Source organism: Paracoccus sp. J39, from assembly GCF_000518925.1.
GTDB lineage: Bacteria > Pseudomonadota > Alphaproteobacteria > Rhodobacterales > Rhodobacteraceae > Paracoccus.
Map to the genome: position 1 here is coordinate 164,338 of NZ_JAEN01000003.1, position 23,561 is coordinate 187,898.

Genomic DNA, 23,561 nt, shown 5'->3' on the forward strand with positions numbered 1-23,561 from the left:
GGCGGGCCGTCCCGCCGCGCATCGGGCCGCCGCGCCTGTCCTTTCGCAGCGAATCGAAGCGGGCGGCAGCGGATCGGTACCGCCCGCAGCTCGGCCCGGCCCAGAGGATCAGAGCTTGGCCAAGGTCTCCGGCCGGGCCTCGTTCCGGACGGCGCTGTCGCTGACCACATCCGTCGGCCAGGGTCGGCTATCCCGAGAAACGAGGCGGTCGATCACGCCCTGCGCGCTTTCGCGGGCCAGCGCCCTGATCGCCCAAGCACGGGCCAGCGCCTCGGCATCGGGGTCGGCATCGACGGCCGCCGCCGCCGTCCGGACGGCCGAGGCGGCGGGCGCCGGGATTTCGGCCTTCGCCGCCGCGCCCACCGGCACCGTCAGCGCCGGGGCCGCCGCGGTCCCGCTGGCGGCCTCGGCGATCACCGGCGCCGCCGCGGGGGTGGCAGCGGCGGGCACGTCCGCATCGGCTGGCGCAGCCGGCTGCGCTGCAGCAGGGGCCGCCGGATTCGCAACCGGCGCGGACGCCGCTTCCGGCGCGGCGGATGCGGCCTGCATGGCCTCTTGCGAGAAATCGAAGCGAACCCCGCCCTCGCCGGCCGATCCCGCTGCCGACGAAGGTGCCGGCGCCGGCTCCAGAAGCGACCCGACAAGCGTGTCCACGGTATTCACCACGCCCTGCAACAGGGATGGCTGCGCGGCGGCTGTCTGCAGGGGCGGGGGTTTGAACAGCGAGCTGATTAACATGACAAGTCTCCGTCTGGTAAACGGATCCCACGGTAGACGCCGGGCGTTAAGAATCCAGAATTCAGTTTCTTGGATTTTAATTGACGGCCAGCTGACCTGCCCGCGAATCGGCAGGCGCGGCCCTTCCGGACATGCAAACGCCCGCAGCTTTCGCCGCGGGCGCCCGGTGACGCATGGCAGGCGCGCTTCAGCGCAGCCGAAAAAAGCCGCCAAGGATCAGCGGCGCAGGCCCAGCTTGCCGATCAGCGCGGTGTAGCGGGCTTCGTCCTTGCGCTTCAGATAGTCCAGCAGCTTGCGGCGCTGCGCGACCAGCTTCAGCAGACCGCGACGCGAATGGTTGTCTTTCTTGTGGGTCTTGAAATGCTCGGTCAGCGTGGCGATGCGCGAGGACAGGATGGCGACCTGGACCTCGGGCGAGCCGGTGTCGCCCTTCTTGGTCGCGAATTCGGTCATCACGCGATTCTTTTCCTCAACCGTAATCGACATCGGGGGCTCCTTTCAGAAACAAGGGGTTATGGCTCAGGCCGGGATGTCGTCCAGCGCAGGCCCGTGGAGATACCCGCCGGAATGATCCGGCGGATGCGGGCGTATAGGCGGAATCGGCCGAAAAGGAAAGGGCTTTCCGGTCCCGGCGGCGTATCAGGCGCCGGGGTCGATCCGGGTCAGGGCGATATCGGCGGCGCGCAGCCCGGCCACCTGCAGCACCCGGCCCACCGCCACCCCGTCCAGGCGGATCATGGCCGAGCCGTCGGCATCGCGTTCCAGCGTAAGCAGCGGCGGCGCGCCATGGCCGGCTTCCTGATAGCGCAGCTCGATCCGGTCCTGAAGCGCGTCGAAATCGGCGATGATCGGCACCTGCTCGCCGGGGACCTGCAACTCCTCGCCCAGAGCGTCGAGCAGGAACAGATCCTCGCCCTCGCCGCCCTCGGCGAAATCGCCGATGCCGGGATGCAGCGTGTCGTTGCCCGCGCCGCCATGCAGCCAGGCCCGGTCGGGATGGGCCGAGCCGATCAGCAGGTCGTCGCCATCACCCCCGTCCAGGTCGTCCTCGCCGCGCCCGGCGACCAGCGTGTCGTTGCCGGCATTGCCCGAGATCCAGTCGTCCCCGTCGCCGCCGGTCAGCAGGTCGTCGCCCTCGCCGCCGAAGAGGGTGTCGTTGCCGGGGCCGCCATGCACGGTGTCGTTGCCGCCCTGCCCGGCCAGGAAATCGCCGCCCGCGCCGCCCTCGATCAGATCGTCGCCGCCCGGGCCGTAATCGCCATCGCCATAGATCCAGTCGGTGCCGTCGCCGCCGCGCAGCGTGTCATTGCCCGGACCGCCATGCAGGTCGTCATTGCCGCCATGGCCGACCAGCAGGTCGTCGCCATCGGTTCCGGCCAGCCAGTCCGGCCCCTCGCTGCCTTCAAGAACCAGGCCGCCGGGCCGGTCGGGATCGGGGTCCTCGGGCGGATCGGGTTCACCCTCGCCCCCGGGCGAGCGGGTCATCGCGGTCACGTCCACGGCCAAACCGACAAACAGCAAACTGATCAAACTACCAAGCAACAACATGACAAGGTCCAAACGAATCACACAACCCTGACGGGCAACATAACCCGTCGCGGTCGCCACCGCATCCCCAATGTAAAGAGAGGGTTAACGCGCCCTGCCCGGCCCTAGCCGTAGTCGCGGGCGCCGAAGATCGCGCTGCCGATGCGGACATGGCTGGCCCCCTCGGCGATGGCGGCCTCGAAATCGCCGCTCATGCCCATCGACAAGCCCGAGAGGCCGTTGCGGCGGGCGATCTCGCGCAGGATGCGGAAATGCGGCACCGGGTCCTGATCCTCGGGCGGGATGCACATCAGCCCCGCCAGCGTCAGGTCCAGCGCCCGGCATTGGGCGACGAAGCTGTCCGCCTCGTCCGGCAGGACGCCGGCCTTCTGCGGTTCGGCACCGGTGTTCACCTGAACGAAAAGCTGCGGACAGCGGCCGCGCTGCTGCACGTGCCGGGCCAGCTTGCCGGCCAGCGAAGGGCGGTCCAGCGTGTGGATGGCGTCGAAAAGCTCCAGCGCCGGTTTCAGCTTGTTGGTCTGCAGCGGACCGATCATGTGCAGCTCGATCCCCGGAAAACGCTGGCGCCAGGCCGGCCATTTCCCGGCCGCCTCCTGCACATAGTTCTCGCCGAAGACGCGCTGTCCGGCGGCAAGCACCGCCTCGACCCTTTCGGCCGGCTGCACCTTGCTGACGGCGATCAGCGTGACCTCGCCCGCCGCACGCCCCGCAGCCGCCTCGGCCGCAGCGACGCGGCGCCTGATCTCATCCAGTCCCATGGCGGCATGCATCCCAAAAGAAAAGAGCGGGCGCAAGGCCCGCTCTTTCCGAATTCCGTATCCCGAAGGATCAGAAGCGGAACTTCACACCGAAGTCGGCGACGGTTTCGTCGTCTTCGCCGGGCAGGTCGAAATCGACGTTGGTGATGCCGCCGGCCAGAACGGCACCGCCGCCCAGGTCGTAGTCAGCACCGATGCCGATGGCGCGCGGCTTGATGTCGCTGCCGCCGACAACGTCGACCTTGTCCTGACGGAAGAAGCCCTTCACGGTCAGAGCGTCGGCTTGATAAGCAGCGGCCAGACCGATGGTCGAGTCGAACTCGGCGCCGGCACCGACGAACACGTCGTCGTATTTGACGAACACGCCCTTGACCGAGAACTGGTTGAACTTGGCTTCACCGCCCAGCGAGATCTCGCTCATGTCGTCGTGCTTGGCATAGCCCAGACCGGCCCACCAGTTGCCGGCGTCGTATTTCGCGGCCAGCGAGTAGGCGACCTTGTCCGACAGCGCGCCCAGGGTGTCGTCATTGTCGGCGCCGCGGGTCACGTCGAACACGGTGGTGTCGACGCCGTCCGTGGCCGAGGCGTAGAACGAGATGTTGTCGACGGTGTATTCGTACAGGATCGTCGGGCCCTGATCGCGGTTGGCACCGTCGCCGACCAGGTAGCTGATTTCTTCCGGATCGCCGGCGACTTCGCCGTTGGTGTAGCCGATTTCATACAGGTCGCCGATCGCGGCTTCCGAAGCCGAGACCACGTCGCCCATCGACAGCTTGCCGTAGGTGCCCGAGATCCAGACGGCGCCACGGTTGCCGTGGGCGGCCGAACGGAACTCGTTGTTCCAGTCCTGCTGGTCGACGCGGAACGAACCGCCGAAGGACAGGCCGGCATCCGACTCGCCGGTCAGCGTGAAGGTCACGCGCGCGCGGCTGGCGAACTGGACGTCGTCACCGTCATAGATCAGACCCATGCGGCCGTCACCCGAGATGGCGACTTCGGCGGCGGCGACGCCGGCGGTCATCACCAGTGCGGTGGTGGCAAAAAGAAACTTTTTCATGGTTTTCCCTCTTGTCTCTCTCGTGTGCCCCACCCCGGAATACCGGCTTGGGGTATGCCTGTTGTGTCGCGCTTTCCCCCCGGCATTGCAACGAAATCAGAGCCGTTTCGCCTGTTTCCGGAATGCTGTGATGCACATGGGCCACACCCCGTTGCAACGCCGTTCGCCTCGGCCCCGGCATGCCGGTTCGGGCCGCCTCGCGCGCGCGTGCCATATCATCCGCCGGGGGCATTCCCGGCCCGGGCGCGGGCTCTCTTGTCGCAAGGGGCAGAATTGCGCTATGGCTCGCGCAAGGACGATCCGGGGGACATCAGATGACCAGACGCGCCGCACGGCTGACCGCCGCCCTGCTGATCTCGGCGGGACTCGCCGCCTGTTCCGGCGGGCCGGGCTCGGGCCCCGGCGGAGCACGCCAGACCCAGGCCGCGCAACCGCAGCGGGAATCCACGATCTGGGACGTGTTTTCGAATCGCCGCAACCCGAACGACACGGTGGCGGTGAACCGCTACCTGTGGAACGCCAGTCTGGAAGTGCTGAACTTCCTGCCGATCCAGTCCATCGATCCCTTCACCGGCGTCATCGTCACCGGCTACGGCACGCCGCCCGGCGGCGGCCGCGCCTATCGCGCCACGGTCAAGGTCAGCGACCCCTCGCTGGACGCGCGCGCGCTCAAGGTCTCGCTGCAGGGTGCGGGCGGTGCGGCGGTGGCGCCCGACACGGTGCGCGCGGTCGAGGACGCGATCCTGACCCGCGCCCGGCAGCTGCGGGTGCAGGACCGCAACCTGTAAGGCCGCATCGACCCCGCTGGACCTGCATCGGGCAAGCGGCTAATACCCTGCGGGCAATCTGACGCCCGGAGGTATCCATGCCCTATGATCCCGCAATCAGCGAACCGCGCTGGCAAGAGGCGTGGGAGCAGGCCGATACGTTCCGCGCCGTCCGGGACGAGCGGCCCAAGTATTACGTGCTGGAGATGTTCCCCTATCCCTCGGGGCGCATCCACATGGGCCATGTGCGCAACTACACGATGGGCGACGTGGTGGCGCGCTTCAAGCGCGCGCAGGGGTTTTCGGTGCTGCATCCGATGGGCTGGGACGCCTTCGGGATGCCGGCCGAGAATGCCGCGATGGAACAGGGCGGCCATCCGCGCGACTGGACCTATGGCAATATCGCCACCATGCGCGGCCAGCTGAAGCCTCTGGGCCTGTCCATCGACTGGAGCCGCGAATTCGCCACCTGCGACGACGCCTATGTCGCCCAGCAGCAGGCGCTGTTCCTGGACATGCTGGAGGCCGGGCTGATCACCCGCAAGTCGGCGCAGGTGAACTGGGACCCGGTCGACATGACGGTGCTCGCCAACGAGCAGGTGATCGACGGCAAGGGCTGGCGGTCCGGCGCTGTGGTCGAGCGCAAGGAACTGACGCAGTGGTTCTTCAGGATCTCGGACTATTCGGATGAGCTGCTGACGGCGCTGGACGGGCTGGAGGGCTGGCCGGAAAAGGTGCGGCTGATGCAGGCCAACTGGATCGGCAAGTCGCGCGGGCTGCAATTCCGCTTCGACACCGTGAACCTGCCGGATTTCCCGCAGATCGAGGTCTATACCACCCGCCCCGACACGCTGATGGGCGCGAGCTTCGTGGCGCTGTCGCCCGACCATCCGCTGGTCAAGGCGCTGGCGGCCAGGGATCCGAAGGTCGCGGCTTTCGTCGAGGAATGCCGCAAGATCGGCACGACCGAGGAAGCCATCGAGACCGCGCCGAAGCTGGGCTTCGACACCGGGCTGACGGTGCGCCACCCGCTGGACCCGGATTGGCAATTGCCGATCTGGATCGCGAATTTCGTGCTGATGGATTACGGCACCGGCGCGATCTTCGGCTCTCCGGCGCATGACGAGCGCGACCACGAGTTTGCGACGAAATACGGGCTGCCGATCCGCGCCACCTTCGGCGAAAAGGGCATGACGCTGGAACAGGCCGACGCGCTGGTGGCGAAAGCGCCCTATGTGCCGCTGAAATCCGAAACCGTGACCTATGTGCGCGGCTTTGCCGGTCCGGCCGACCAGACCGGCGAGGCGGCGGTGGATGCCGCCATCGCCCATGCCGAGGCCAAGGGCTATGGCGAAGGCGTGACGAAATTCCGCCTGCGCGACTGGGGCATCTCGCGCCAGCGTTACTGGGGTTGCCCGATCCCGGTGGTGCATTGCGAAAAATGCGGCACCGTGCCCGAGGCCAAGGCGAACCTGCCGGTGCTGCTGCCGCAGGACGTCAGCTTCGACGTGCCCGGCAACCCGCTGGACCGGCATCCGACCTGGCGCGACGCCACCTGCCCGCAATGCGGCGGCCCGGCCCGGCGCGAGACCGACACCATGGACACTTTCGTCGATTCGTCCTGGTATTACGCGCGCTTCACCGCGCCGCACGCGACGACGCCGACCGAGCGCGCCGAGACCGATTACTGGATGAACGTCGACCAGTATATCGGCGGCATCGAGCACGCGATCCTGCACCTGCTCTATTCGCGCTTCTTCGCCCGCGCCATGGTCAAGACCGGCCACCTGCCGGAAGGCGCCAGGGAGCCGTTCGACGCGCTCTTCACCCAGGGCATGGTCACGCATGAGATCTACATGACCCGGGACGAGCGCGGCCGCCCGGTCTATCACCTGCCCGAGGATGTCACCGACGGCAGGCTGGCCGACGGCACCGTGGTCGAGATCATTCCCTCGGCCAAGATGTCGAAATCCAAGAAGAACGTCGTCGATCCGGTCAATATCGTCGCCAATTTCGGCGCCGATACGGCGCGCTGGTTCATGCTCTCGGACAGCCCGCCCGAACGGGACGTGGAATGGACCGCCGCCGGGGCCGAGGCGGCGAACCGCTTCCTCGCCCGGGTCTGGCGGCTGGCGGACGAGATCCCCGAGGGCGGGGCCGATCCCGACCTGACCCGCGCCGCGCATCGCGCCATCGACGAGGTGACGAAATCCATCGAGGGCTTCGCCTTCAACAAGGCGGTGGCCAAGATCTATGAGCTGGCAAACAGCATCGGCAAGTCGAGCGCGGGCGGCGAAAGCCGGCGCGAGGCGCTGCGCATCATGGCGCAGCTGATGGCGCCCATGGTGCCGCATCTGGCCGAAGAGGTCTGGGCGAAGGCCGGCGGGCAGGGCATGGTGGTCGATGCCGCCTGGCCCAAGGCGGACCCGGCGCTGCTGGTTTCCGACAGCGTGGTGCTGCCGATCCAGATCAACGGCAAGCGCCGGGCCGAGATCGAGGTGCCCAAGGACATGCCCAAGGAAGAAATCGAGGCCATCGTGCTGGCCGACGAAACCGTGCGGCGCTTCATGGAGGGCCAGCCGCCCAAGAAGCTGATCGTGGTGCCGGGGCGGATCGTCAATGTCGTGGTCTAGGCGCAGCGTGATCCTGGCCGGGCTGGCGCTGGCCGCCTGCGGCTTTTCCCCCGTCTACGGGCCGGGCGGCACCGGCGGCAAGCTCTTCGGCAAGGTCCGCACCGCCGATCCCAAGACGCCGGACGACTTCAGCTTCGCCGGCCGCATCGCCGAACGGCTGGGCCCGGATACGGAGGCCCGCTTCCTGCTCGACTACCGGCTGCGCATCGCCGTGGTGCCGCAGGCGATCACCCCCGACGAGGTGACGACGCGCTACGCGCTGAACGGCACCGCCGACTTCGCCCTGACCGAGGCCGCGACCGGCCGCGAGGTGACGCGCGGGCAGGTCAGCAGCTTCACCTCCTATTCCACCACCGGCACCACCATCGCCACCATGGCGGCGGAACAGGACGCGCATGAGCGGCTGGCGCGGATGCTGGCCGACCAGGTGGTGACGCGGCTGCTGGCCGTCCAGCCCGACGCGGTGCCATGATCCTGAAGGGTGCCGAGATCGGACGCTATCTGGCGCGGCCCGATCCGACGCGCCCGGCGCTGCTGATCCATGGCCAGGACGCCATGCGCGTGGCGCTGAAGCGGGCCGAGGCGGTCAAGGCGCTGGTCGGCCCCGGCGCCGAGGAGGAGATGCGCCTGACCCGCATTCCCGGCGCCGACCTGCGCAAGGACCCTGCGGCGCTGCTGGATGCCGTGAAGGCGGTAGGCTTCTTTCCGGGCCAGCGCGTGGTGCTGGTCGATGATGCGCCGGATGCGGCGGCGCCGGCCGTCGCCACGGCCATCGCCGAATGGAAAAGCGGCGACGCGGTGATCGTGGTCGCGGCCGGGAGCCTGGGCAAGTCCTCGGCGCTGAGGAAGCTTTTCGAGCCGCATCCCGCCGCCGTGACCGCGCCGATCTATGACGACCCGCCCGGCGAGGAGGAGGTGGGCCGCTGGCTGCATGAGGCCGGGCTGCGCGAGGTGCCGCGCGACGCGATGCGCGACCTGATGGCGCTGTCCCGCGCCCTCGATCCCGGCGATTTCCGCCAGACGGTGGAAAAGATCGGGCTTTACAAGCATGGCGATCCCGAACCGCTGACGCCCGCCGAGATCGCTGCGCTGGCGCCGGCCACCATCGAGGCCGAGGTCGATGAGCTGATCGACTGCGTGGCCGAGGGCCGGGCGCGCGAATTCGGCACGCTGATGCGGCGGATCGAGGGGCAGGGCATCGCCCCGGTGACGCTGTGCATCGCGGCGCTGCGGCATTTTCGCGGGCTGCATGCCGGGGCCTCGGACCCCGGCGGGCCGGGAGCCGGGCTGTCGCGGCTGCGGCCGCCGGTCTTCGGCCCGCGCCGCGACCGCATGATCCGGCAGGCGCAGGACTGGGGCATGCGGGCGCTGGAGGATGCGGTCCACCAGCTGATCGAGACCGATCTGGCGTTGCGCTCGTCCTCGAAGGCACCGGCCATGGCGCTGATGGAGCGGATGCTGTTGCGGCTTTGCATGATGCCGCGGGGCGGGCGGTGAGCCAAGGGGTCGAGGCCTTGGTGATCGGCGCCGGCCCGGCCGGGCTGAGGGCGGCCGAGGTGCTGGCCGGGCAGGGCGCGCGGGTCGTCGTGGCCGAGGCCATGCCGACCCCGGCGCGCAAGTTCCTGATGGCCGGGAAATCCGGGCTGAACCTGACCAGGGACGAACCCTTCGCGGATTTTGCGGGGCATTATGGGGGCTCTGCCCCCGTCCTGCGGACTCCCCCGGAGTATTTGGAAAACGGTGAAATCGGGCCTGAGGCGGTGATGGCCTGGGCGCGCGGGCTGGGGGTGGAGCTGTTCACCGGCTCGACCGGGCGGGTGTTTCCGGTCGGGATGAAGGCCTCGCCGCTGCTGCGGGCCTGGCTGGCGCGGCTGGCGGACCTGGGGGTCGAGCTGCGGACGCGCTGGCGCTGGAGCGGTTTTGACGGCGATGGCTGGCGCTTCGAGGCGCCGGGCAGGGTTCAGATCTTGCGGCCGCGGGTCGTGGTGCTGGCGCTGGGGGGCGCGAGCTGGCCGCGGCTGGGCTCGGACGCCGCCTGGGTGCCCTGGCTTCGCAGGAAGGGCGTCGCGATGGTGCCGTTCCGGCCGGCGAACATGGGCTTTCGCGTCGCTTGGTCGGCGCAGATGGCGCGGCATTTCGGCCGGGCGGTCAAGGGTGTGGCGCTGCATGTCGGGGACCGGGTCGGGCGCGGCGAATGGGTCGTCAGCGCAGGCGGAATCGAGGGCGGCGGGATCTATGAGGTCGCGGCCGCGATGCGGGACGGGGCCGAGGCTTTCGTCGACCTGGCACCGGACCTGGCGCCCGAGGAGCTGGCGCGGCGCTTCGCCATGGTGCCGGCGAAGCTGTCGGTCGGCAACCGGCTGCGGCGGGTGCTAGGCGATCCGGTCCGCGCGGCGCTGCTGATGGAATGGGGCCGGCCGCTGCCCGCCGAGCCCGAACGGCTGGCCCTGCGCGCCAAGGCGCTGCGGTTGCGGCACCAGGGGCCGATGGGCATCGAGCGGGCGATTTCCTCGGCCGGGGGGATCGGTGCCGACAGCCTGACCGATGCTCTGGAGCTGAAGGCGCTGCCCGGCGTCTTTGCCGCCGGCGAGATGCTGGACTGGGAAGCGCCGACCGGCGGCTATCTGCTGACCGGCTGCCTTGCCACCGGGCGGCTGGCCGGGCAGGGCGCCGCCGCCTACCTGGCCGCGGCGCGCAGATAGGCCGGGCGGGCCCGCATGGTCTGGAGGTAATCGGTCAGCCGGTGCTCGGTGATCGGAAAGCGCGCCGTCAGCGCCCATGTCAGGCAATGCGCCAGGATGATGTCGGGCACCGTCATGCGCTCGCCCATCAGGAAGCCGTCCTCGGCCATGCGATGCACCAGCGTGCGCTGGCTGCGCTCGAATTCCCAGCGCAGGGTGTTCTTGATCGCCGCCAGCCGCATCTCCTCGGGCAGCACGAAGCTGTGGCGCGCCGCCAGCCACAGCGCGGCGTCGAATTCGTCCAGCACGAATTGCGTCAGGCTGTCCTGCCGCGCTCGGTCGAGGCTGCCGGCCGGATGGGTCAGGGCCCCGTGCTTGTCGGCCAGATAGGTCAGGATGGCGGTGGAATCGGTGATGGGCGTGCCGTCCACCACCAGCACCGGCACCTTGCCCGCCGGGTTGAAGGGCCGGACCCCTTCGGTCTGCGGGTTCACCGCGACATGTTCATAGGGCTGGCCGAGTTCCTCGAGCATCCAGAGCACGCGCAGGGCGCGGCTCTTGCCGGTTCCGATCACCTGATACATCGAGTTCCCCGCATCGCCTTGAACCCAAGGCTAACGCCGCCGCCCGATTCAGGCAATCAGCGCCATTGACGCGGCCGCCGCCCGGGCGCAGGAATTGCAGGCTGCGAGAGGGAGGGACAACATGTCCAAGGCAATGCGCGCGCCGCTGTTCACCTCGGTGCTGGTCGGCGGCTCGATCATCCTGCTGATCAATTTCGCCCTGCGGGCCAGTTTCGGCGTCTTCCAGATCCCCATCGCGCAGGAATTCGGCTGGCCGCGGGCCGAGTTCAGCCTGGCCATCGCCATCCAGAACCTGGCCTGGGGCATCGGCCAGCCGATCTTCGGCGCCCTGGCCGAACGCTGGGGCGACCGCTGGTCGGTGATCATCGGCGCCTTCCTCTATTCCGCCGGGCTGATCCTGACGGCCTACGCCACCGACCCGCTGGCCATGCAATTGCTGGAGGTGATGGTCGGCTTCGGCATCGCCGGCACCGGCTTCGGCGTGATCCTTGCGGTGATCGGCCGCGCCGCCAGCGACGAGAACCGCAGCCTGGCGCTGGGGATCGGCACCGCCGCCGGCTCGGCCGGGCAGGTCTTCGGCGCGCCGCTGGCCGAGGCGCTGCTGATGCATTACCCGTGGCAGAGCGTGTTCATCATCTTCGGGGTGATCGTGCTGGCCTGCCTGTTCTTCCTGCCCATGCTGGGCGGCGGCAAGCCCGCCAGCCGCGGCGAGCTGGAAGAGAGCATGGGCTCGGTGCTCAAGCGCGCTTTCACCGACCCGTCCTATCTGATGATCTTTGCCGGGTTCTTTTCCTGCGGCTACCAGCTGGCCTTCATCACCGCACATTTCCCCGCCATGGTGACCGAGATGTGCGGACCGATCAGCCCGATGGGCACGCTGGCCAGCATCGGCATCACCACCACCTCGGCGCTTGGCGCCGCCGCCATCTCGCTGATCGGACTAGCGAATATCGCCGGGGCGATCTTCGCGGGCTGGCTGGGGAAACGCTATACCAAGAAATACCTGCTGGCCGGGATCTATACGCTGCGCACCATCGCCGCCGCCGCCTTCATCCTGATGCCGATCACGCCGACCAGCGTCATCGTGTTCTCTCTGGTCATGGGCGGGCTGTGGCTGGCCACCGTGCCGCTGACCTCGGGGCTCGTCGCCTATATCTACGGGCTGCGCTATATGGGCACGCTTTACGGCTTCGTGTTCCTGAGCCACCAGCTCGGCTCGTTCCTGGGCGTCTGGCTGGGCGGCAAGATGTATGACATCTACGGCGATTACACCTTGGTCTGGTGGGTCGGGGTCGGGGTCGGCGCCTTCAGCGCGCTGATCCATCTGCCGGTGCGCGAGGCGCCGGCGCGGCTGGCCCCGGCCTGACTTGCCGGTTTTTGTTTGACTGGTCAATCAACAAACCCTAGCCTTCGCGGTCAGGCGCAGAAAGCGCCGACGCAGAACAGGGAGAGTTCGATGACCTTCAACCGCCTTGCCCGCCGCCTGACGCTGGGCCTGACCGCATCGGCGCTGATCGCACCCGCCGCCCTCGCGCAGGACGCGGCGCAGATGCCGCAATGCCAGGTCCGGGAGTTCGCCATGGGGCTGCGCTATCAGCAGCAATCGGCCGAGGTCCGGGCCCTGCAACTGCAGGCCTTCGCGCTGGCGACCGAACGGCTGGACGCCGCCGTCGCCAAGGCCGAGGATCCGGCGAAGCTGGCCGTGGTCACCGACCTGGACGAGACGGTGATCGACAACACCCCGCTTCTGGTGCGCGACATGCAGGAATGCCACCAATACGACAGCTGGGACACCTGGGGCTTCTGGGAGCGCGACGGCAAGCCCACGCTGATCCCCGGCGCCGGGGAGTTCCTCGACCATGCCGACAAGGCCGGGGTGGCGATCTATTACATCTCGGACCGGTTCGGCGAGAACAAGGCCGCGACCATCGCCACGCTGAACGAGCTGGGCCTGCCGCAGGTCTCGGAGGATCACGTGCTGCTTTACGGCACCACCAAGGTCGAGCGGCGCGCCGTGGTCTCGGAGGATCACCAGATCGTGCTGCTGCTGGGCGACACGCTGCACGATTTCGACGGCGTGTTCCACAAGGCCGATACCGCGACCAAGCGCGAAAAGGTGGACGAGAACCGGGCGCGTTTCGGCGCGGACTGGATCGTGCTGCCCAACGCCACCTATGGCGAATGGAGCGAGGCGCCCCTGACCGCCTGGGATGCCGAGCTGAAGACCGAATAGCAGCCGAAGCCGGCCGGATCGCGCCGCGGTCTCCGGCGGCCCCTTTCGGCCGGCCCGGCGATGCGGCCCCGGGCGGGCATAGGCAGGCGCGGGCGGGCGCAGCCTCATGCGGCGGGCGCGCTGCGCGCCGCGGCAAATCCGTCGCGCAGGCCATTGCGCCCCGCCGGGCAATCGGCAAGTCTCGGCCCCGGCAGGGCTAAGGGGGGCGGTTCATGCGCGCATTGTGGTCGGCGGGGATCGTCAGCCTGATCCTGGCCTATATGCTCAGCCAGTTCTATCGCGCCTTCCTGGCGGTGCTGTCCCCGGTCCTGCAGGCCGAACTGGGCGCGGGACCCGAGGATCTGGCGATTTCGTCGGGGCTGTGGTTCCTGACCTTCGCGCTGATGCAGCTGCCCATCGGCGGGGCGCTGGACCGGATCGGGCCGCGCTGGACGGTCGCCGCGCTGCTGGCGCTGGGAGGCGCGGGCGGGGCGGCGGTCTTTGCGCTGGCGCAGGCGGCCTGGCATCTGCATGTCTCGCTGGCGCTCATGGGGATCGGCTGCGCGCCGGCGCTGATGGGCAGCTATTACATCTTCGCCCGCAACTATCCCCCGGCGCTGTTCGGCACGCTGGCCGGGGCGGTGGTCGGCTTCGGCTCGATGGGCAACATCCTGGGCGCCGCACCGCTGGTCTGGGTGATCGAGGCCATCGGCTGGCGCCAGACGCTCTGGTCGCTGGCGGGGATCACGCTGGCGGTGGCGCTGGCGATCCTGGCCTTCACCCGCGACCCCGAGCGGCTGGCGGCAGCGGCCCCGCGCGGCTCGCTGGCCGAGCTTCTGCGGCTGCGGCCGCTGTGGTTCATCCTGCCGCTGTTTTCGGTCAATTACGCCGCCTCGGCCGCGATCCGGGGCCTCTGGGCCGGGCCCTACATGGCCGAGGTGCATGGCGCCTCGGACCAGCTGATCGGCCGGGCGACGCTGGCCATGGGCGTGGCCATGGTGATCGGCAGCTTCCTGGTCGGACCGGCGACGCGGCTGGCGGGATCGCTGCGCCGGCTGGCGCTGGTCGCCAACGGCGCGGGCGTGCTGGTCATGGCCGGGCTGTGGCTGTTTCCCGCCGAAAGCGTGCCGCTGTCGGTGGCGCTTCTGGCGCTGGTCGGGCTGTCGGGCGCCACCTACACCGTGCTCATGGCGCATGGCCGCGCCTTTCTGCCGCCGCATCTGGTGGGGCGGGGCGTGACATTCCTCAACATGTTCTCGATCGGCGGGGCGGGGGTGCTGCAATTCGCCTCGCGCCCGGTCTATGGCTGGGCCGCCGCGCAGGGCAGCGCCGCCGAGGCCTATTCCACCCTGTTCCTGTTCTTCCTGATTCCGCTTACGGTGGGGTTCCTGTTGTATTTCCTGACGCCCGAGACCCCCGATGCCTGAAATTGCCGCCGACCGGATCGACGTGGTCGCCCCGAACCTGAAACGCCGCCTGTCGGGCGTGACGGCGACCGTAGTGCGGCTGATCCCGGTGCAGGCGACGATGATCGGCATCGTCGCCACCGGCCCCGGCCTGCCGCCCGGCCTGCCGCATATCCCGCTGGCCCGCGCCGCCAGCCTGCCGCGCGACCGCTGGCGGGTCTGGCATGCGCGCCGCAATACCGAAATGGCGCTGGGGCTGATCCTGCGGCATGTGCTGCGGCGGCGCTATCGCCTGCTCTTCACCTCGGCCGCGCAGCGCCGGCATACCGGCTTCACCCGCTGGCTGATCCGGCGCCAGGACGCGCTGATCGCCACCTCGCCGCAAGCCGCGCGCTATCTCGAACGTCCCGCCACCGTCATCCTGCATGGCGTGGACCTGTCGGTCTTTCACCCCGCCGCCGACCGCGCGGCGCTGCGGGCCGAGCTGGGCTTTGCCCCGGACGACATCGTCATCGGCTGTTTCGGCCGCATCCGGGCGCAGAAGGGCGTCGACCTGCTGGTCGAGGCGGCGCTGCGGCTGTTCCCCCAGCGCCCGCGCGCGAAACTGATCTTCACCGGCCGCGTCACCGCCGACAACCAGGCGTTCTTCGAGGAACAGAAGGCCAGGATCGCCGCGGCCGGCCTCTCGGACCGCATCCGCTTCCTGGGCGAGGTGCCCTGGGAACAGGTGGTGCGCAACTATCAGGCCATCGACCTTTTCGCCGCGCCGGCCCGCTGGGAGGGCTTCGGCCTGACCCCGCTGGAGGCCGCGGCCTGCGGCGTGCCGACCGTCGCCGCCCGTGCCGGCGCCTACGAGACGCTGATCCGCGACGGCGAGACCGGCAGCCTGGTCCCGCGCGATGATGCCGAGGCGCTGGCCGCGGCGCTGGCGCGCTGGCTGGACGACGATGCCGGGCGGCTGGCGGCGGGGCAGGCGGCCCGCACGCATGTCGAGGCGAATCACGCCATCGAGGCCGAGGCCCGCGCCATCACCGAGGTCTATCGCAGGCTGCTCGCATGACCCGGCTGGGTTTCCTGATCGCCCGCACCCTGCGGGACGAATCCGCGTTGCAACGCCTTTCGGTTCCGCAAGCCGGGCTGCTGGCGGCGCTGCGGGACAAGCATGTCGCGCTGGTGGGCAATGCCCGCGCGCTGGCCGAAACCGATCACGGCGCGCGGATCGACACCGCCGATCTGGTGATCCGCATCAACGGCGCGCCGATGCCCTCGGCCGAAAGCCATGGCGGGCGCACCGACTGGCTGGCGCTGGCCGTGCGGCTTTCGCAGGCCGACCGTGCCCGCATCGCGCCGGATCGCATCCTGTGGATGTCGCCCAAGCGCAAGCGTCTGGACTGGCGGACGGCGACCAGCCCCGGCTTCTACCTGCATCCGCTGGCCGATTATCGGGCGCTGCAGGCCCGGCTGGGCGCCCCGCCCACCACCGGCGCGATGATGATCGACCTGATCGCGCGCTCGCAAATGGCGCGGCTGGACCTGTTCGGCTTCGATTTCTTCGCCTCGCTCTCGCTTTCCGGCCGGCGGACCGCCGACCAAGTTCCCCATGATTTCAAAGGGGAATCCGAGTGGGTGCGGGAAATCATGCTGGCAGATCGCCGGATTCGTCGGCATTAAGCCGAAATCCTGCCAGATCATCGGGCGTTTTGACGAAATCTCGCTTTCCCTTTGCCGCAATACCCCCTATATCGCGGCGTCCTTTGTTGAAGGAGACCCCAATGGGCTACAAGGTCGTTGTCGCCGGCGCCACGGGGAACGTGGGCCGTGAAATGCTGAACATCCTGGCCGAGCGCCAGTTTCCTGCTGATGAGGTTGTCGCTCTGGCTTCGCGCCGGAGCCTTGGCACTGAGGTCAGCTATGGCGACAAGACCCTGAAATGCAAGGACATCGAGGGGTTCGACTTCGCCGGCTACGACATCGCGCTGTTCGCCATCGGCTCGGACGCGACCAAGACCTATGCGCCGATCGCCGCCTCGCAGGGCTGCGTGGTGATCGACAACTCCTCGCTCTATCGCTACGACCCCGAAATCCCGCTGGTCGTCCCCGAGGTGAACCCGGACGCGGTCGAGGATTACCGCAACAAGATGATCATCGCCAATCCCAACTGTTCGACCGCGCAGATGGTGGTGGCGCTGAAGCCGCTGCATGACCGCGCCCGGATCAAGCGCGTCGTCGTCTCGACCTACCAGTCGGTCTCGGGCGCCGGGAAAGAGGGCATGGACGAGCTGTGGAACCAGACCAAGGGCGTCTATGTCCCGGGTCAGGAGGTCGAGCCGAAGAAGTTCCAGAAGCAGATCGCCTTCAACGTGATCCCGCAGATCGACGTGTTCATGGACAGCGGCGACACCAAGGAAGAATGGAAGATGGTGGTCGAGACCAAGAAGATCGTCGATCCGGCGATCAAGGTCACGGCGACCTGCGTGCGCGTGCCGGTCTTTGTCGGGCATTCGGAATCGGTGAATATCGAGTTCGAGGATTTCCTGGACGAGGACGAGGCCCGCGACATCCTGCGCGAGGCGCCGGGCGTGCTGGTCATCGACAAGCGCGAGCCCGGCGGCTACTCGACCCCGGTGGAATGCGTCGGCGACTTCGCCACCTTCGTCAGCCGCATCCGCCAGGACGTGACGGTGGAGAACGGCCTGAACATGTGGATCGTCAGCGACAACCTGCGCAAGGGCGCGGCGCTGAACGCGGTGCAGATCGCCGAGCTTCTGGGCAATCGCTGCCTGAAGAAGGGCTGATCCGATAGGGATATGCGAGGGCGTCCCGGCGGGTTTCGCCGGGACGCCCTCTTGCATTTCCCGCCTCCCTCGCGGACCTTGGCCGGGTCATGACGAGGGGGTCCGATGCGCCATCTGCTGATTTCCACCGCCATCCTGCTGGCCGGCCCCGCCCTGGCCGACCGTATCGAGACGACAGCGCGCGTGACAGGGGTCACCGTCTATCCCTGGGGCGCCGGCGTCACCCGCGAGGCCAGCCTGGACCTGCCCGCCGGCGCGCATGAGCTGGTGATCCCCGGCATTCCCGAAGGCATCGACCCCGCCAGCCTGCGCATCGCCGCCGAGGGCGCGGTGATCGGCGCGACCGGCTTCCAGCAGGAACGCGCCCTGCCCGAAACCCCGGAAAAATCCCCCGAGCTGCGCGCCGCCGAGGACGAGGTCCGCCGCCTCAAGGCCGCGCTGGCCGAACGCGACGCCGGCGTGGCGGGGATCAAGGCCCGGGCCGAGGCGGCCGAGGACACCATCGCCTTCCTGATGAAGCTGGCCGAATCCGACGCCGCCGGCACCGGCGACATCGCCGCGCTGACCCGCGTGGTGGGCGAGCAGCTGCTGCAGGCGCGCCAGACCGCCATCCGCGCCGGGCTCGAAGCCGAAGCCGCCGATGCGGGACGCGAGGAATTGGCCGAGGACCTGGCCCGCGCCGAGGCCCGGCTCGCGGCGCTGCGCGGCCCGGACGCGGATCGCGGCGCGCTGGTAATCGCCGTGCAGGGACAGGGCCAGCCGGCCCGGATCCGCATCACCAGCCTGACCGATCGCGCCAGCTGGCAACCGGTCTACGACCTGTCCTTGCAGCGCAAGGAAGGCAAGCTGCGGCTGGATCGCGGGTTGCTGGTCCGGCAGGATACCGGCGAGGACTGGCGGGGCGTGCATCTGGTCCTGTCCACCGCCCGGCCGATGGACCAGTCGGCCCCCAGCGAGCTGCAGCCGGATTTCCCCCGCATCGCCGATCCGGGGGCCAAGCTCTACAGCCGCTCGGCCGCGCCGATGGCCGAAGCCGCGATGGATTCGGCCGCCCTGGAATCGATGGAACGCGCCTATCCCGCGGCAGCCCCCGAGTCCGGGATCGCCGGCTCGGCGCTGGCCGGCCTGGTGGGCGAAACCGTGGTCTACGATTATCCGACGCCGGTGGACATGCGCGACGGGGCCGATGCGCTGCGCCTGCCGCTGGATTCGCATGAGCTGGCGCCCGAGATCGTCGCCGAGGCGGTGCCGCGCCGCGACGACAGCGCCTATCTGGTCGCCGACACGGTGAATTCCACCGGCGCGGTGATCCTGCCGGGCGAAGCGACCTTCCACGCCGACGGCGCCATGGTGGGCCGCGGCGCGCTGCAATTGACCGCTGCCGGGGACGAGATGAAGCTGGGCTTCGGGCCGCTGACCGGCATCAAGCTGGAGCGCCGCATCCCCGACGAGATCGAGGGCAACCGCGGATTGATCTCGAAATCCTCGGAACGCCGCGAAACCGCGATCCTGAAGGTGCGGAACCTGACCGGCGAGGAATGGCCGCTGCGGGTGATCGACCGCGTGCCGGTGTCGACCCAGGAAAACCTGCGCGTCGACTGGTCGGCCAGCCCCCAGCCCGATGAAACCGACCCGGACGGCAAGCGGGGGCTGCTGGTCTGGAACGGCAAGATCGCCGCGGGCGAGGAACGCGACATCACCCTGACCACCACGCTGCGCTGGCCCGAGGGGCAGGTGCTGATCCCCGGCGGGGAATAAGCCGCCGACGCGATCCGGGGCATCGCAGCCGCCTGGCCGCCGGCGGCCGGTGCCCGGCATCGGACGGCCCGCGTTCCGCCGCAGCCGGCCCCGCCGCCTAAAGCGCCAGCGCACCGCTTTCCAGCGCCTCGGCCAGCCGGTCCACCGCCGCAGCCAGACGTTCGTCGACCAGATGCAGGTATTGCGTCCAGTCGGACAGATGCGCCAGCTCCTCGGCCCCGTCGGAAATCCCGCGCAGCCCGATCAGCGGCAGGCGGAAACGCTGGCAGGCGCGCAGCACCGCATAGCTCTCCATGTCCACCATCTCGGCGGCGATCGCATCATAGCCGGGGCCGCTGACGATGCTCGCCCCGGTCGCCAGGCTGGCCGAGGCGATGCCCGGAATCTGCAAGGGCAGCGCGACGCGCACCGGCAGGCCCAGCATCGGCGTCTCGCCGCGGGCGAAGCCCAGGGGCGAGGCGTCCATGTCGCGATATTCCAGCGTCGAGACCTGATAGACGCCCAGCTGCTCCAGCCGCCGCGATCCAGCCGAGCCCAGCGACACCACCAGCTCGGGCAGTTCGTCCCGCGCGGCCAGCCGCGACAGCGCCGCGGTCAGCTCGACCGCCGCCTCGACCGGGCCGACGCCGGTCATCAGCGGCGAGATCCGCGCCCGCAGCTGCGGCCCGTATTCCGCATCCAGCGCCATGACGAACAGCACGCGCCGGCCGGCCAGAAGATCGGGACTCGCCGTCATGGCCGCCCCGCCGTGCCAACAGTCCGCCCGAATCTTGCCATGATCGCCTCCGCCAGGTTTCGCACAGGGAAGCGCAGCCGGCCGGGCAGGGCAAGCCCGGGCGTCATCCGGTCAGGGCACGCGACATCGCGGCAGATTCGGCCGGCTCGGAACCCTCCGCGACGCGCGGCATCTCGCTCCCGACCGGCAGGGTCGGGACCGGAGCGGCAAAGCTCAGCAGCAGCCGTCCGCCCGACAGTCCGCGCAGCCCCCAGGACAGCAGCCCGCCCGCCGGCCCCGCCATGGCGCCGCGCAGCGGCTCGTCCGGATGGGCGGCGTTCAGCGCCTCGCGCAGGATGGCAAGGCCGGGGCTGGAACCGCAGGTCTCCGTCCAGATCGCGACATGGTCGTCCAGGGTGGCCGGCGCCGCCCGCCCCCAAAGCTCGGCATAGCGACGGTTCGAGATCAGCAGCTCGCCATTGGCCGCGAAGACCGCCACCCCATCCTCAAGCGCATCCAGAACCTCGGCGCCCAGCGACAGATCGGCGCGGAACTTCCGGGTCAGCGAGATTTCCGAGGTGATGTCCTCGAACAGGAAGGCCACCGCGCCGTCGGGATGCGGCCGGCCGGTCACACGATAGGTCTGCCCGCCGGGCAGCGACCACATCTCGACATGGTGCCCCGAGGAGGCCGCCGCCTCGAGCGTGTTCATCTGGTTGCGCCAGCTGCGGTAATCCTTGGGTTCGGGCACCATCCGCGCCTCGCGCAGGCGATCCAGAAAGGCATAGAGGGTCGGCCGCGCGGTCAAGAACCCGGTGGCCAGCCCGGTCAGGTCGATCAGCGCCGGGTTGAACAGCTGCAAATTGCGGTCGCGGTCAAAGATCGCCAGCCTGATGGGCAGGTCGGCAAAGGTCTTGGTCAGGGTCTGGACGAATTCGCGCAACGAGCGTTCGGCCCGCACCGCCGCATCGGCAGGCAGGGCGATGGCCACGGTCTGGTCGGCGACCTCGTGCAGATGGCAATCATACCAGCGGCTTTGCCCGCCCTGGTCGATTTGCACCCGCCGCGCCGATCCCGCGGCGGCATTGGCCTGCGCCGGCCGCGCGGATAGGTCGATGAGCTGCGGCAGCGGCCAGAGCGTCTGCCCCTCTGCCTTGGCCTCGGCCAGGGACAGATAGGCCGAGTTCGCCCAGGTGACCTGGCCCTGCCGGTCCTGGCGCCAGGCCAGCATCGGCGAATGGTCCATGGTGCTGCGCAGGATCTCCAGCTCTTGCTCCATGGCGCCGAGCGACAGGGAATCGACCAGGATCCCGGCATTCTCGGCCGCCGGATCGGCCAGCGTCAGGCGCAGCAGCCCGTCGCCCAGATCCTCGGCCCGCAGCCGCAAGGGCTGGTCGCAGGCCCGCTCCTGCAGTTCGACGCGCGCGGCGCCGCCCAGATCGGGCAGCAGCGCGCCGAATTCGGGCAGGCGCATGCCCAGCCACGAACTGAGCCGCTGCCAGTCCCCTTCGCCCGGCAGGCTGGCAAGCAGCGCCCGCGCCGGAGCCGTGGCATCGACCAGCGCCTGATGGCGGAACAGGAACACGATCGGCTCGATCTCGCGCTCCAGCCCGCGCGCGGCTTGCGCGCCGGCGAAACGCCGGTCCGCCAGCCGGATCAGCCCCAGCGCCAGCAGAACCGCCAGCGCCGCCGCCGCGAAGGCGATGAGGAAATGCGCAACCATCGCGAACCATCCCTGAACAACCCAGACAAATACAACTATAGAGGGATATTTTAAGAAGTGGTTAACGCGACAGGAAAATCAGGCCAGAATCTGCGGATTGGGGCCGAGGGCGGCGCGATCGCCGGTTTCGATCATCTCGCGCGGCCAGGTGACCAGCACCTCGGCGCCGCCCTGCGCGCCATTGCCGAAGCGCAGCCGGGCGCCCGAACGCTCCAGCAGCGCCTTGGCGATGAAGAGGCCCAGCCCCATGCCTTCATAGCTGCGCCCGTCCTCGGCCCGGGGACGCGTGGTCAGGAAGGGGCTGCCGATGCGCGGCAGCAGCGCCGGCGGAAAGCCCGGCCCGTCATCGGCGATCCGCACCCACAGATCGCGGCGGTCGGCACCGGTCTCGATGGTGACGCGCTCGGCAGCGAAATCGACGGCGTTCTGGATCAGGTTGCGCAGCCCGTGGATCACCGCGGCATCGCGCTGGACGATCAGCGGCTCGGCGGCGGGCAGGACGCTGATTTCGGCGCCGCGGCCGCGATGCGGGGCGGCGGCCTCGGCCAGCACCTCGGCCAGCGGGGCCGAGCGGATCAGCAGGTCGTCGCGCCCGGCCCCGCCCATGGATTTCAGGATGTCGCGGCAACGGTCGGCGGACTGGCGCAGCAGGGCGACATCCTCGGCCAGATCCTCGCGCTCGGGCAGCGCCTCGGCAAGCTCGTCGGCCAGTTCGGCGCTGACCAGCTTGATCGTCGCCAGCGGCGTACCCAGCTCATGCGCGGCGGCGGCGACCACGCCACCCAGGTGCTGCAGCTTCTGTTCCCGCTCCAGCGCCATGCGCGCGGCGAACAGCGCGTCCGAGGTGGCGCTGACCTCGGCGGCGACCAGCCGGGCGAAGGCGGCGAAGAACACCGCGCCGATCACGATGGCGAACCAGTGCCCGACCAGCAGCGGCTCGCGCAGCGTCACCAGCCAGCCCGGACCGAAGGTCAGCGGCTGGGCGAAGATCGCGGCCAGCGTCACCATCAGGAAGGTCGCCACCCCCAGCGCCAGCAGGTGCCGGCCGGGCAGCGCGGTGGCGGCGATGGTCACCGGCGCCAGCAGCAGCAGCGCAAAGGGATTGGCCAGCCCGCCGGTCAGCGCCAGCAGCGTCGCCACCTGCGCCAGATCGAAGCCAAGCTGCCAGGCGGCCTCGCGCGCCGAGATGCGGCGGTCCGGCCGGCTCATCAGCGCCAGGTTCAGCGCCGCCGCCAGGCCGATCACCGCCAGAACCGCCGCCAGGGGGAAGCCGGCGCCGATCAGCAGCGCCGCGCCCACCGCCGCAAGCTGCCCGGCGATCGCCACCCAGCGCAGCAGGATCAGGGTGCGCAGGCGGATCGGCTCGGGGCCGGGCTGGCCGGGCAACAGGTCGATGCGGCGGGAAACGAGGCCGATGGGCACGCGAAGGGCCTCCTGACTGGGACGGGCTTTTGCATTGATACCCGTGGCCGGATGGGCGATCAATGCGACCAAGCGGACGGAGATGCGCCGAATGGCCAAAGACCGAACGATCCTGATCCTCGGCTGCCTGGCCGCGGTGCTGCTGCTGGCGACCGGCGGGCTGTGGCTGTCGCGTGGCGAGGCCGATGCCTTCGCCCCCTGCCGCAAGGGCCTCGAGGCCGGCGGGCTGGACGGTCTGGGCTCGCCCTTCACGCTGACCGACCAGAACGGCGCGCGGGTGACGGACCGGCAGGTGCTGGCCGGGCCGGCGCTGCTTTATTTCGGCTATACCTATTGCCCGGATGTCTGCCCGATGGACAGCGCGCGCAATGCCGAGGCGGTCGCGATCCTGGATCAGCGCGGAATGCGGCTTACGCCGGTTTTCATTACCGTCGATCCCAAGCGCGATACGCCGGAGGTGCTGCGCGATTTTACCGGCGCCATGCATGAGCGCATGATCGGATTGACAGGCAGCCCGGCGGAAATCGATGCGGTCGCCAAGGCCTGGCGCAACTATTACCGGTTGAATGACCAGGAGGACCCGGAAAACTATCTGGTCGATCACATGACCAATAGCTATCTGGTCATGCCGGGGGCCGGCACCGTCGGTGTTTTCGACCGCGAGCTTTCGGCCCCGGAACTGGCCGAGCGCGCCGCCTGTTTCATTGACGCGGCGTCAATTGCCGGGATTTGACCGGCTGGACAAAACATCCTAATCAACCGTG

The 23,561-nt window shown here is 69.3% G+C and carries 22 protein-coding genes; 13 read left to right on the forward strand and 9 right to left on the reverse strand.

Annotated elements, in window-relative coordinates; translation table 11 throughout:
• Window positions 1–108: 108 nt before the first annotated feature.
• The 5 genes from L632_RS23445 to L632_RS0104230 all read right to left on the reverse strand — a co-directional run bounded on the left by L632_RS23445 (window position 109) and on the right by L632_RS0104230 (window position 4,101).
• Window positions 109–738, reverse strand: a complete 630-nt coding sequence (locus L632_RS23445) for a hypothetical protein (protein WP_051416138.1) — start codon at window positions 736–738, stop codon at window positions 109–111.
• Between the two features lie 216 nt (window positions 739–954).
• Window positions 955–1,224, reverse strand: a complete 270-nt coding sequence (gene rpsO / locus L632_RS0104215; RefSeq protein ID WP_028711686.1) for a 30S ribosomal protein S15 — start codon at window positions 1,222–1,224, stop codon at window positions 955–957.
• A 153-nt stretch (window positions 1,225–1,377) separates the two neighbouring features.
• Complete coding sequence (locus L632_RS0104220; protein WP_232215657.1) at window positions 1,378–2,223, reverse strand: calcium-binding protein; 846 nt, start codon at window positions 2,221–2,223, stop codon at window positions 1,378–1,380.
• Window positions 2,224–2,390: 167 nt separating this feature from the next.
• Window positions 2,391–3,044 carry a YggS family pyridoxal phosphate-dependent enzyme gene (locus L632_RS0104225; protein ID WP_028711688.1) on the reverse strand — a complete coding sequence of 218 codons (654 nt, stop codon included), beginning with the start codon at window positions 3,042–3,044 and terminating at the stop codon, window positions 2,391–2,393.
• Between the two features lie 70 nt (window positions 3,045–3,114).
• A complete protein-coding gene (locus L632_RS0104230) occupies window positions 3,115–4,101 on the reverse strand; it encodes a porin (RefSeq protein ID WP_028711689.1) in 987 nt (328 codons plus the stop codon).
• Window positions 4,102–4,415: 314 nt separating this feature from the next.
• Here L632_RS0104230 and L632_RS0104235 point away from each other — a divergent pair, with 314 nt between their 5' ends.
• The 5 genes from L632_RS0104235 to L632_RS0104255 all read left to right on the forward strand — a co-directional run bounded on the left by L632_RS0104235 (window position 4,416) and on the right by L632_RS0104255 (window position 10,203).
• Window positions 4,416–4,889, forward strand: a complete 474-nt coding sequence (locus L632_RS0104235; protein ID WP_028711690.1) for a DUF3576 domain-containing protein — start codon at window positions 4,416–4,418, stop codon at window positions 4,887–4,889.
• 77 nt (window positions 4,890–4,966) lie between these two features.
• Window positions 4,967–7,501: a leucine--tRNA ligase gene (leuS, locus tag L632_RS0104240; protein WP_028711691.1), complete on the forward strand. Its 2,535-nt coding sequence runs from the start codon at window positions 4,967–4,969 to the stop codon at window positions 7,499–7,501.
• The gene (lptE, locus tag L632_RS0104245) at window positions 7,488–7,973 is read left to right on the forward strand and encodes an LPS assembly lipoprotein LptE (protein ID WP_028711692.1); all 486 of its coding nucleotides are present in this window, start codon (window positions 7,488–7,490) and stop codon (window positions 7,971–7,973) included. Before leuS ends, lptE begins: the two co-directional genes overlap by 14 nt.
• Window positions 7,970–8,998: a DNA polymerase III subunit delta gene (gene holA / locus L632_RS0104250; protein ID WP_028711693.1), complete on the forward strand. Its 1,029-nt coding sequence runs from the start codon at window positions 7,970–7,972 to the stop codon at window positions 8,996–8,998. Before lptE ends, holA begins: the two co-directional genes overlap by 4 nt.
• Window positions 8,995–10,203, forward strand: coding sequence for a TIGR03862 family flavoprotein (locus L632_RS0104255; protein ID WP_028711694.1), 1,209 nt, complete (start codon window positions 8,995–8,997; stop codon window positions 10,201–10,203). Before holA ends, L632_RS0104255 begins: the two co-directional genes overlap by 4 nt.
• On the opposite strand, the gene L632_RS0104260 is transcribed toward L632_RS0104255, so the two are convergent.
• Window positions 10,179–10,766, reverse strand: coding sequence for a glutathione S-transferase family protein (locus tag L632_RS0104260; RefSeq protein ID WP_028711695.1), 588 nt, complete (start codon window positions 10,764–10,766; stop codon window positions 10,179–10,181). The genes L632_RS0104255 and L632_RS0104260 overlap by 25 nt on opposite strands.
• Before the next feature lie 121 nt (window positions 10,767–10,887).
• Here L632_RS0104260 and L632_RS0104265 point away from each other — a divergent pair, with 121 nt between their 5' ends.
• From L632_RS0104265 to L632_RS0104295, 7 genes are all read left to right on the forward strand, one after another.
• Complete coding sequence (locus L632_RS0104265) at window positions 10,888–12,132, forward strand: MFS transporter (RefSeq protein ID WP_028711696.1); 1,245 nt, start codon at window positions 10,888–10,890, stop codon at window positions 12,130–12,132.
• A 90-nt stretch (window positions 12,133–12,222) separates the two neighbouring features.
• Entirely contained in the window at window positions 12,223–12,999 is a 777-nt protein-coding gene (locus L632_RS0104270) for a 5'-nucleotidase, lipoprotein e(P4) family (RefSeq protein WP_028711697.1), read from the forward strand.
• 212 nt (window positions 13,000–13,211) lie between these two features.
• Window positions 13,212–14,405, forward strand: coding sequence for an MFS transporter (locus tag L632_RS0104275; protein ID WP_028711698.1), 1,194 nt, complete (start codon window positions 13,212–13,214; stop codon window positions 14,403–14,405).
• Complete coding sequence (locus L632_RS0104280) at window positions 14,398–15,444, forward strand: glycosyltransferase family 4 protein (protein ID WP_028711699.1); 1,047 nt, start codon at window positions 14,398–14,400, stop codon at window positions 15,442–15,444. Before L632_RS0104275 ends, L632_RS0104280 begins: the two co-directional genes overlap by 8 nt.
• A complete protein-coding gene (locus L632_RS0104285; RefSeq protein WP_028711700.1) occupies window positions 15,441–16,055 on the forward strand; it encodes a glycosyltransferase family 29 protein in 615 nt (204 codons plus the stop codon). Before L632_RS0104280 ends, L632_RS0104285 begins: the two co-directional genes overlap by 4 nt.
• A 101-nt stretch (window positions 16,056–16,156) precedes the next feature.
• A complete protein-coding gene (locus L632_RS0104290; RefSeq protein WP_028711701.1) occupies window positions 16,157–17,179 on the forward strand; it encodes an aspartate-semialdehyde dehydrogenase in 1,023 nt (340 codons plus the stop codon).
• A 105-nt stretch (window positions 17,180–17,284) separates the two neighbouring features.
• A complete protein-coding gene (locus tag L632_RS0104295) occupies window positions 17,285–18,937 on the forward strand; it encodes a DUF4139 domain-containing protein (RefSeq protein ID WP_028711702.1) in 1,653 nt (550 codons plus the stop codon).
• Window positions 18,938–19,034: 97 nt separating this feature from the next.
• Here the strand turns inward: L632_RS0104295 and L632_RS0104300 are convergent, their stop codons facing one another.
• The 3 genes from L632_RS0104300 to L632_RS0104310 form a co-directional block, all read right to left on the reverse strand.
• A complete protein-coding gene (locus L632_RS0104300; protein WP_028711703.1) occupies window positions 19,035–19,673 on the reverse strand; it encodes a 5'-methylthioadenosine/S-adenosylhomocysteine nucleosidase in 639 nt (212 codons plus the stop codon).
• 103 nt (window positions 19,674–19,776) lie between these two features.
• Entirely contained in the window at window positions 19,777–21,375 is a 1,599-nt protein-coding gene (locus L632_RS0104305) for a PAS-domain containing protein (protein WP_028716402.1), read from the reverse strand.
• 78 nt (window positions 21,376–21,453) lie between these two features.
• Window positions 21,454–22,797, reverse strand: coding sequence for an ActS/PrrB/RegB family redox-sensitive histidine kinase (locus L632_RS0104310; RefSeq protein ID WP_084648060.1), 1,344 nt, complete (start codon window positions 22,795–22,797; stop codon window positions 21,454–21,456).
• Window positions 22,798–22,879: 82 nt separating this feature from the next.
• Between L632_RS0104310 and L632_RS0104315 the strand changes: the two genes are divergently transcribed.
• Complete coding sequence (locus L632_RS0104315) at window positions 22,880–23,530, forward strand: SCO family protein (protein WP_156933627.1); 651 nt, start codon at window positions 22,880–22,882, stop codon at window positions 23,528–23,530.
• Window positions 23,531–23,561 lie beyond the last annotated feature (31 nt).

Excerpts from the sequence above, each read along its gene's own strand:
- L632_RS0104225 (WP_028711688.1), bottom strand. The coding sequence starts at position 3,044 with ATGGGACTGGATGAGATCAGGCGCCGCGTCGCTGCGGCCGAGGCGGCT.
- L632_RS0104285 (WP_028711700.1), top strand. The coding sequence starts at position 15,441 with ATGACCCGGCTGGGTTTCCTGATCGCCCGCACCCTGCGGGACGAATCC.
- L632_RS0104270 (WP_028711697.1), top strand. The coding sequence starts at position 12,223 with ATGACCTTCAACCGCCTTGCCCGCCGCCTGACGCTGGGCCTGACCGCA.
- L632_RS0104315 (WP_156933627.1), top strand. The coding sequence starts at position 22,880 with ATGCGCCGAATGGCCAAAGACCGAACGATCCTGATCCTCGGCTGCCTG.
- L632_RS23445 (WP_051416138.1), bottom strand. The coding sequence starts at position 738 with ATGTTAATCAGCTCGCTGTTCAAACCCCCGCCCCTGCAGACAGCCGCC.
- L632_RS0104290 (WP_028711701.1), top strand. The coding sequence starts at position 16,157 with ATGGGCTACAAGGTCGTTGTCGCCGGCGCCACGGGGAACGTGGGCCGT.
- L632_RS0104230 (WP_028711689.1), bottom strand. The coding sequence starts at position 4,101 with ATGAAAAAGTTTCTTTTTGCCACCACCGCACTGGTGATGACCGCCGGC.
- leuS (WP_028711691.1), top strand. The coding sequence starts at position 4,967 with ATGCCCTATGATCCCGCAATCAGCGAACCGCGCTGGCAAGAGGCGTGG.
- L632_RS0104220 (WP_232215657.1), bottom strand. The coding sequence starts at position 2,223 with ATGACCCGCTCGCCCGGGGGCGAGGGTGAACCCGATCCGCCCGAGGAC.
- holA (WP_028711693.1), top strand. The coding sequence starts at position 7,970 with ATGATCCTGAAGGGTGCCGAGATCGGACGCTATCTGGCGCGGCCCGAT.
- L632_RS0104275 (WP_028711698.1), top strand. The coding sequence starts at position 13,212 with ATGCGCGCATTGTGGTCGGCGGGGATCGTCAGCCTGATCCTGGCCTAT.
- lptE (WP_028711692.1), top strand. The coding sequence starts at position 7,488 with ATGTCGTGGTCTAGGCGCAGCGTGATCCTGGCCGGGCTGGCGCTGGCC.
- L632_RS0104300 (WP_028711703.1), bottom strand. The coding sequence starts at position 19,673 with ATGACGGCGAGTCCCGATCTTCTGGCCGGCCGGCGCGTGCTGTTCGTC.
- L632_RS0104295 (WP_028711702.1), top strand. The coding sequence starts at position 17,285 with ATGCGCCATCTGCTGATTTCCACCGCCATCCTGCTGGCCGGCCCCGCC.
- L632_RS0104235 (WP_028711690.1), top strand. The coding sequence starts at position 4,416 with ATGACCAGACGCGCCGCACGGCTGACCGCCGCCCTGCTGATCTCGGCG.
- L632_RS0104260 (WP_028711695.1), bottom strand. The coding sequence starts at position 10,766 with ATGTATCAGGTGATCGGAACCGGCAAGAGCCGCGCCCTGCGCGTGCTC.
- L632_RS0104305 (WP_028716402.1), bottom strand. The coding sequence starts at position 21,375 with ATGGTTGCGCATTTCCTCATCGCCTTCGCGGCGGCGGCGCTGGCGGTT.
- L632_RS0104265 (WP_028711696.1), top strand. The coding sequence starts at position 10,888 with ATGTCCAAGGCAATGCGCGCGCCGCTGTTCACCTCGGTGCTGGTCGGC.
- rpsO (WP_028711686.1), bottom strand. The coding sequence starts at position 1,224 with ATGTCGATTACGGTTGAGGAAAAGAATCGCGTGATGACCGAATTCGCG.
- L632_RS0104280 (WP_028711699.1), top strand. The coding sequence starts at position 14,398 with ATGCCTGAAATTGCCGCCGACCGGATCGACGTGGTCGCCCCGAACCTG.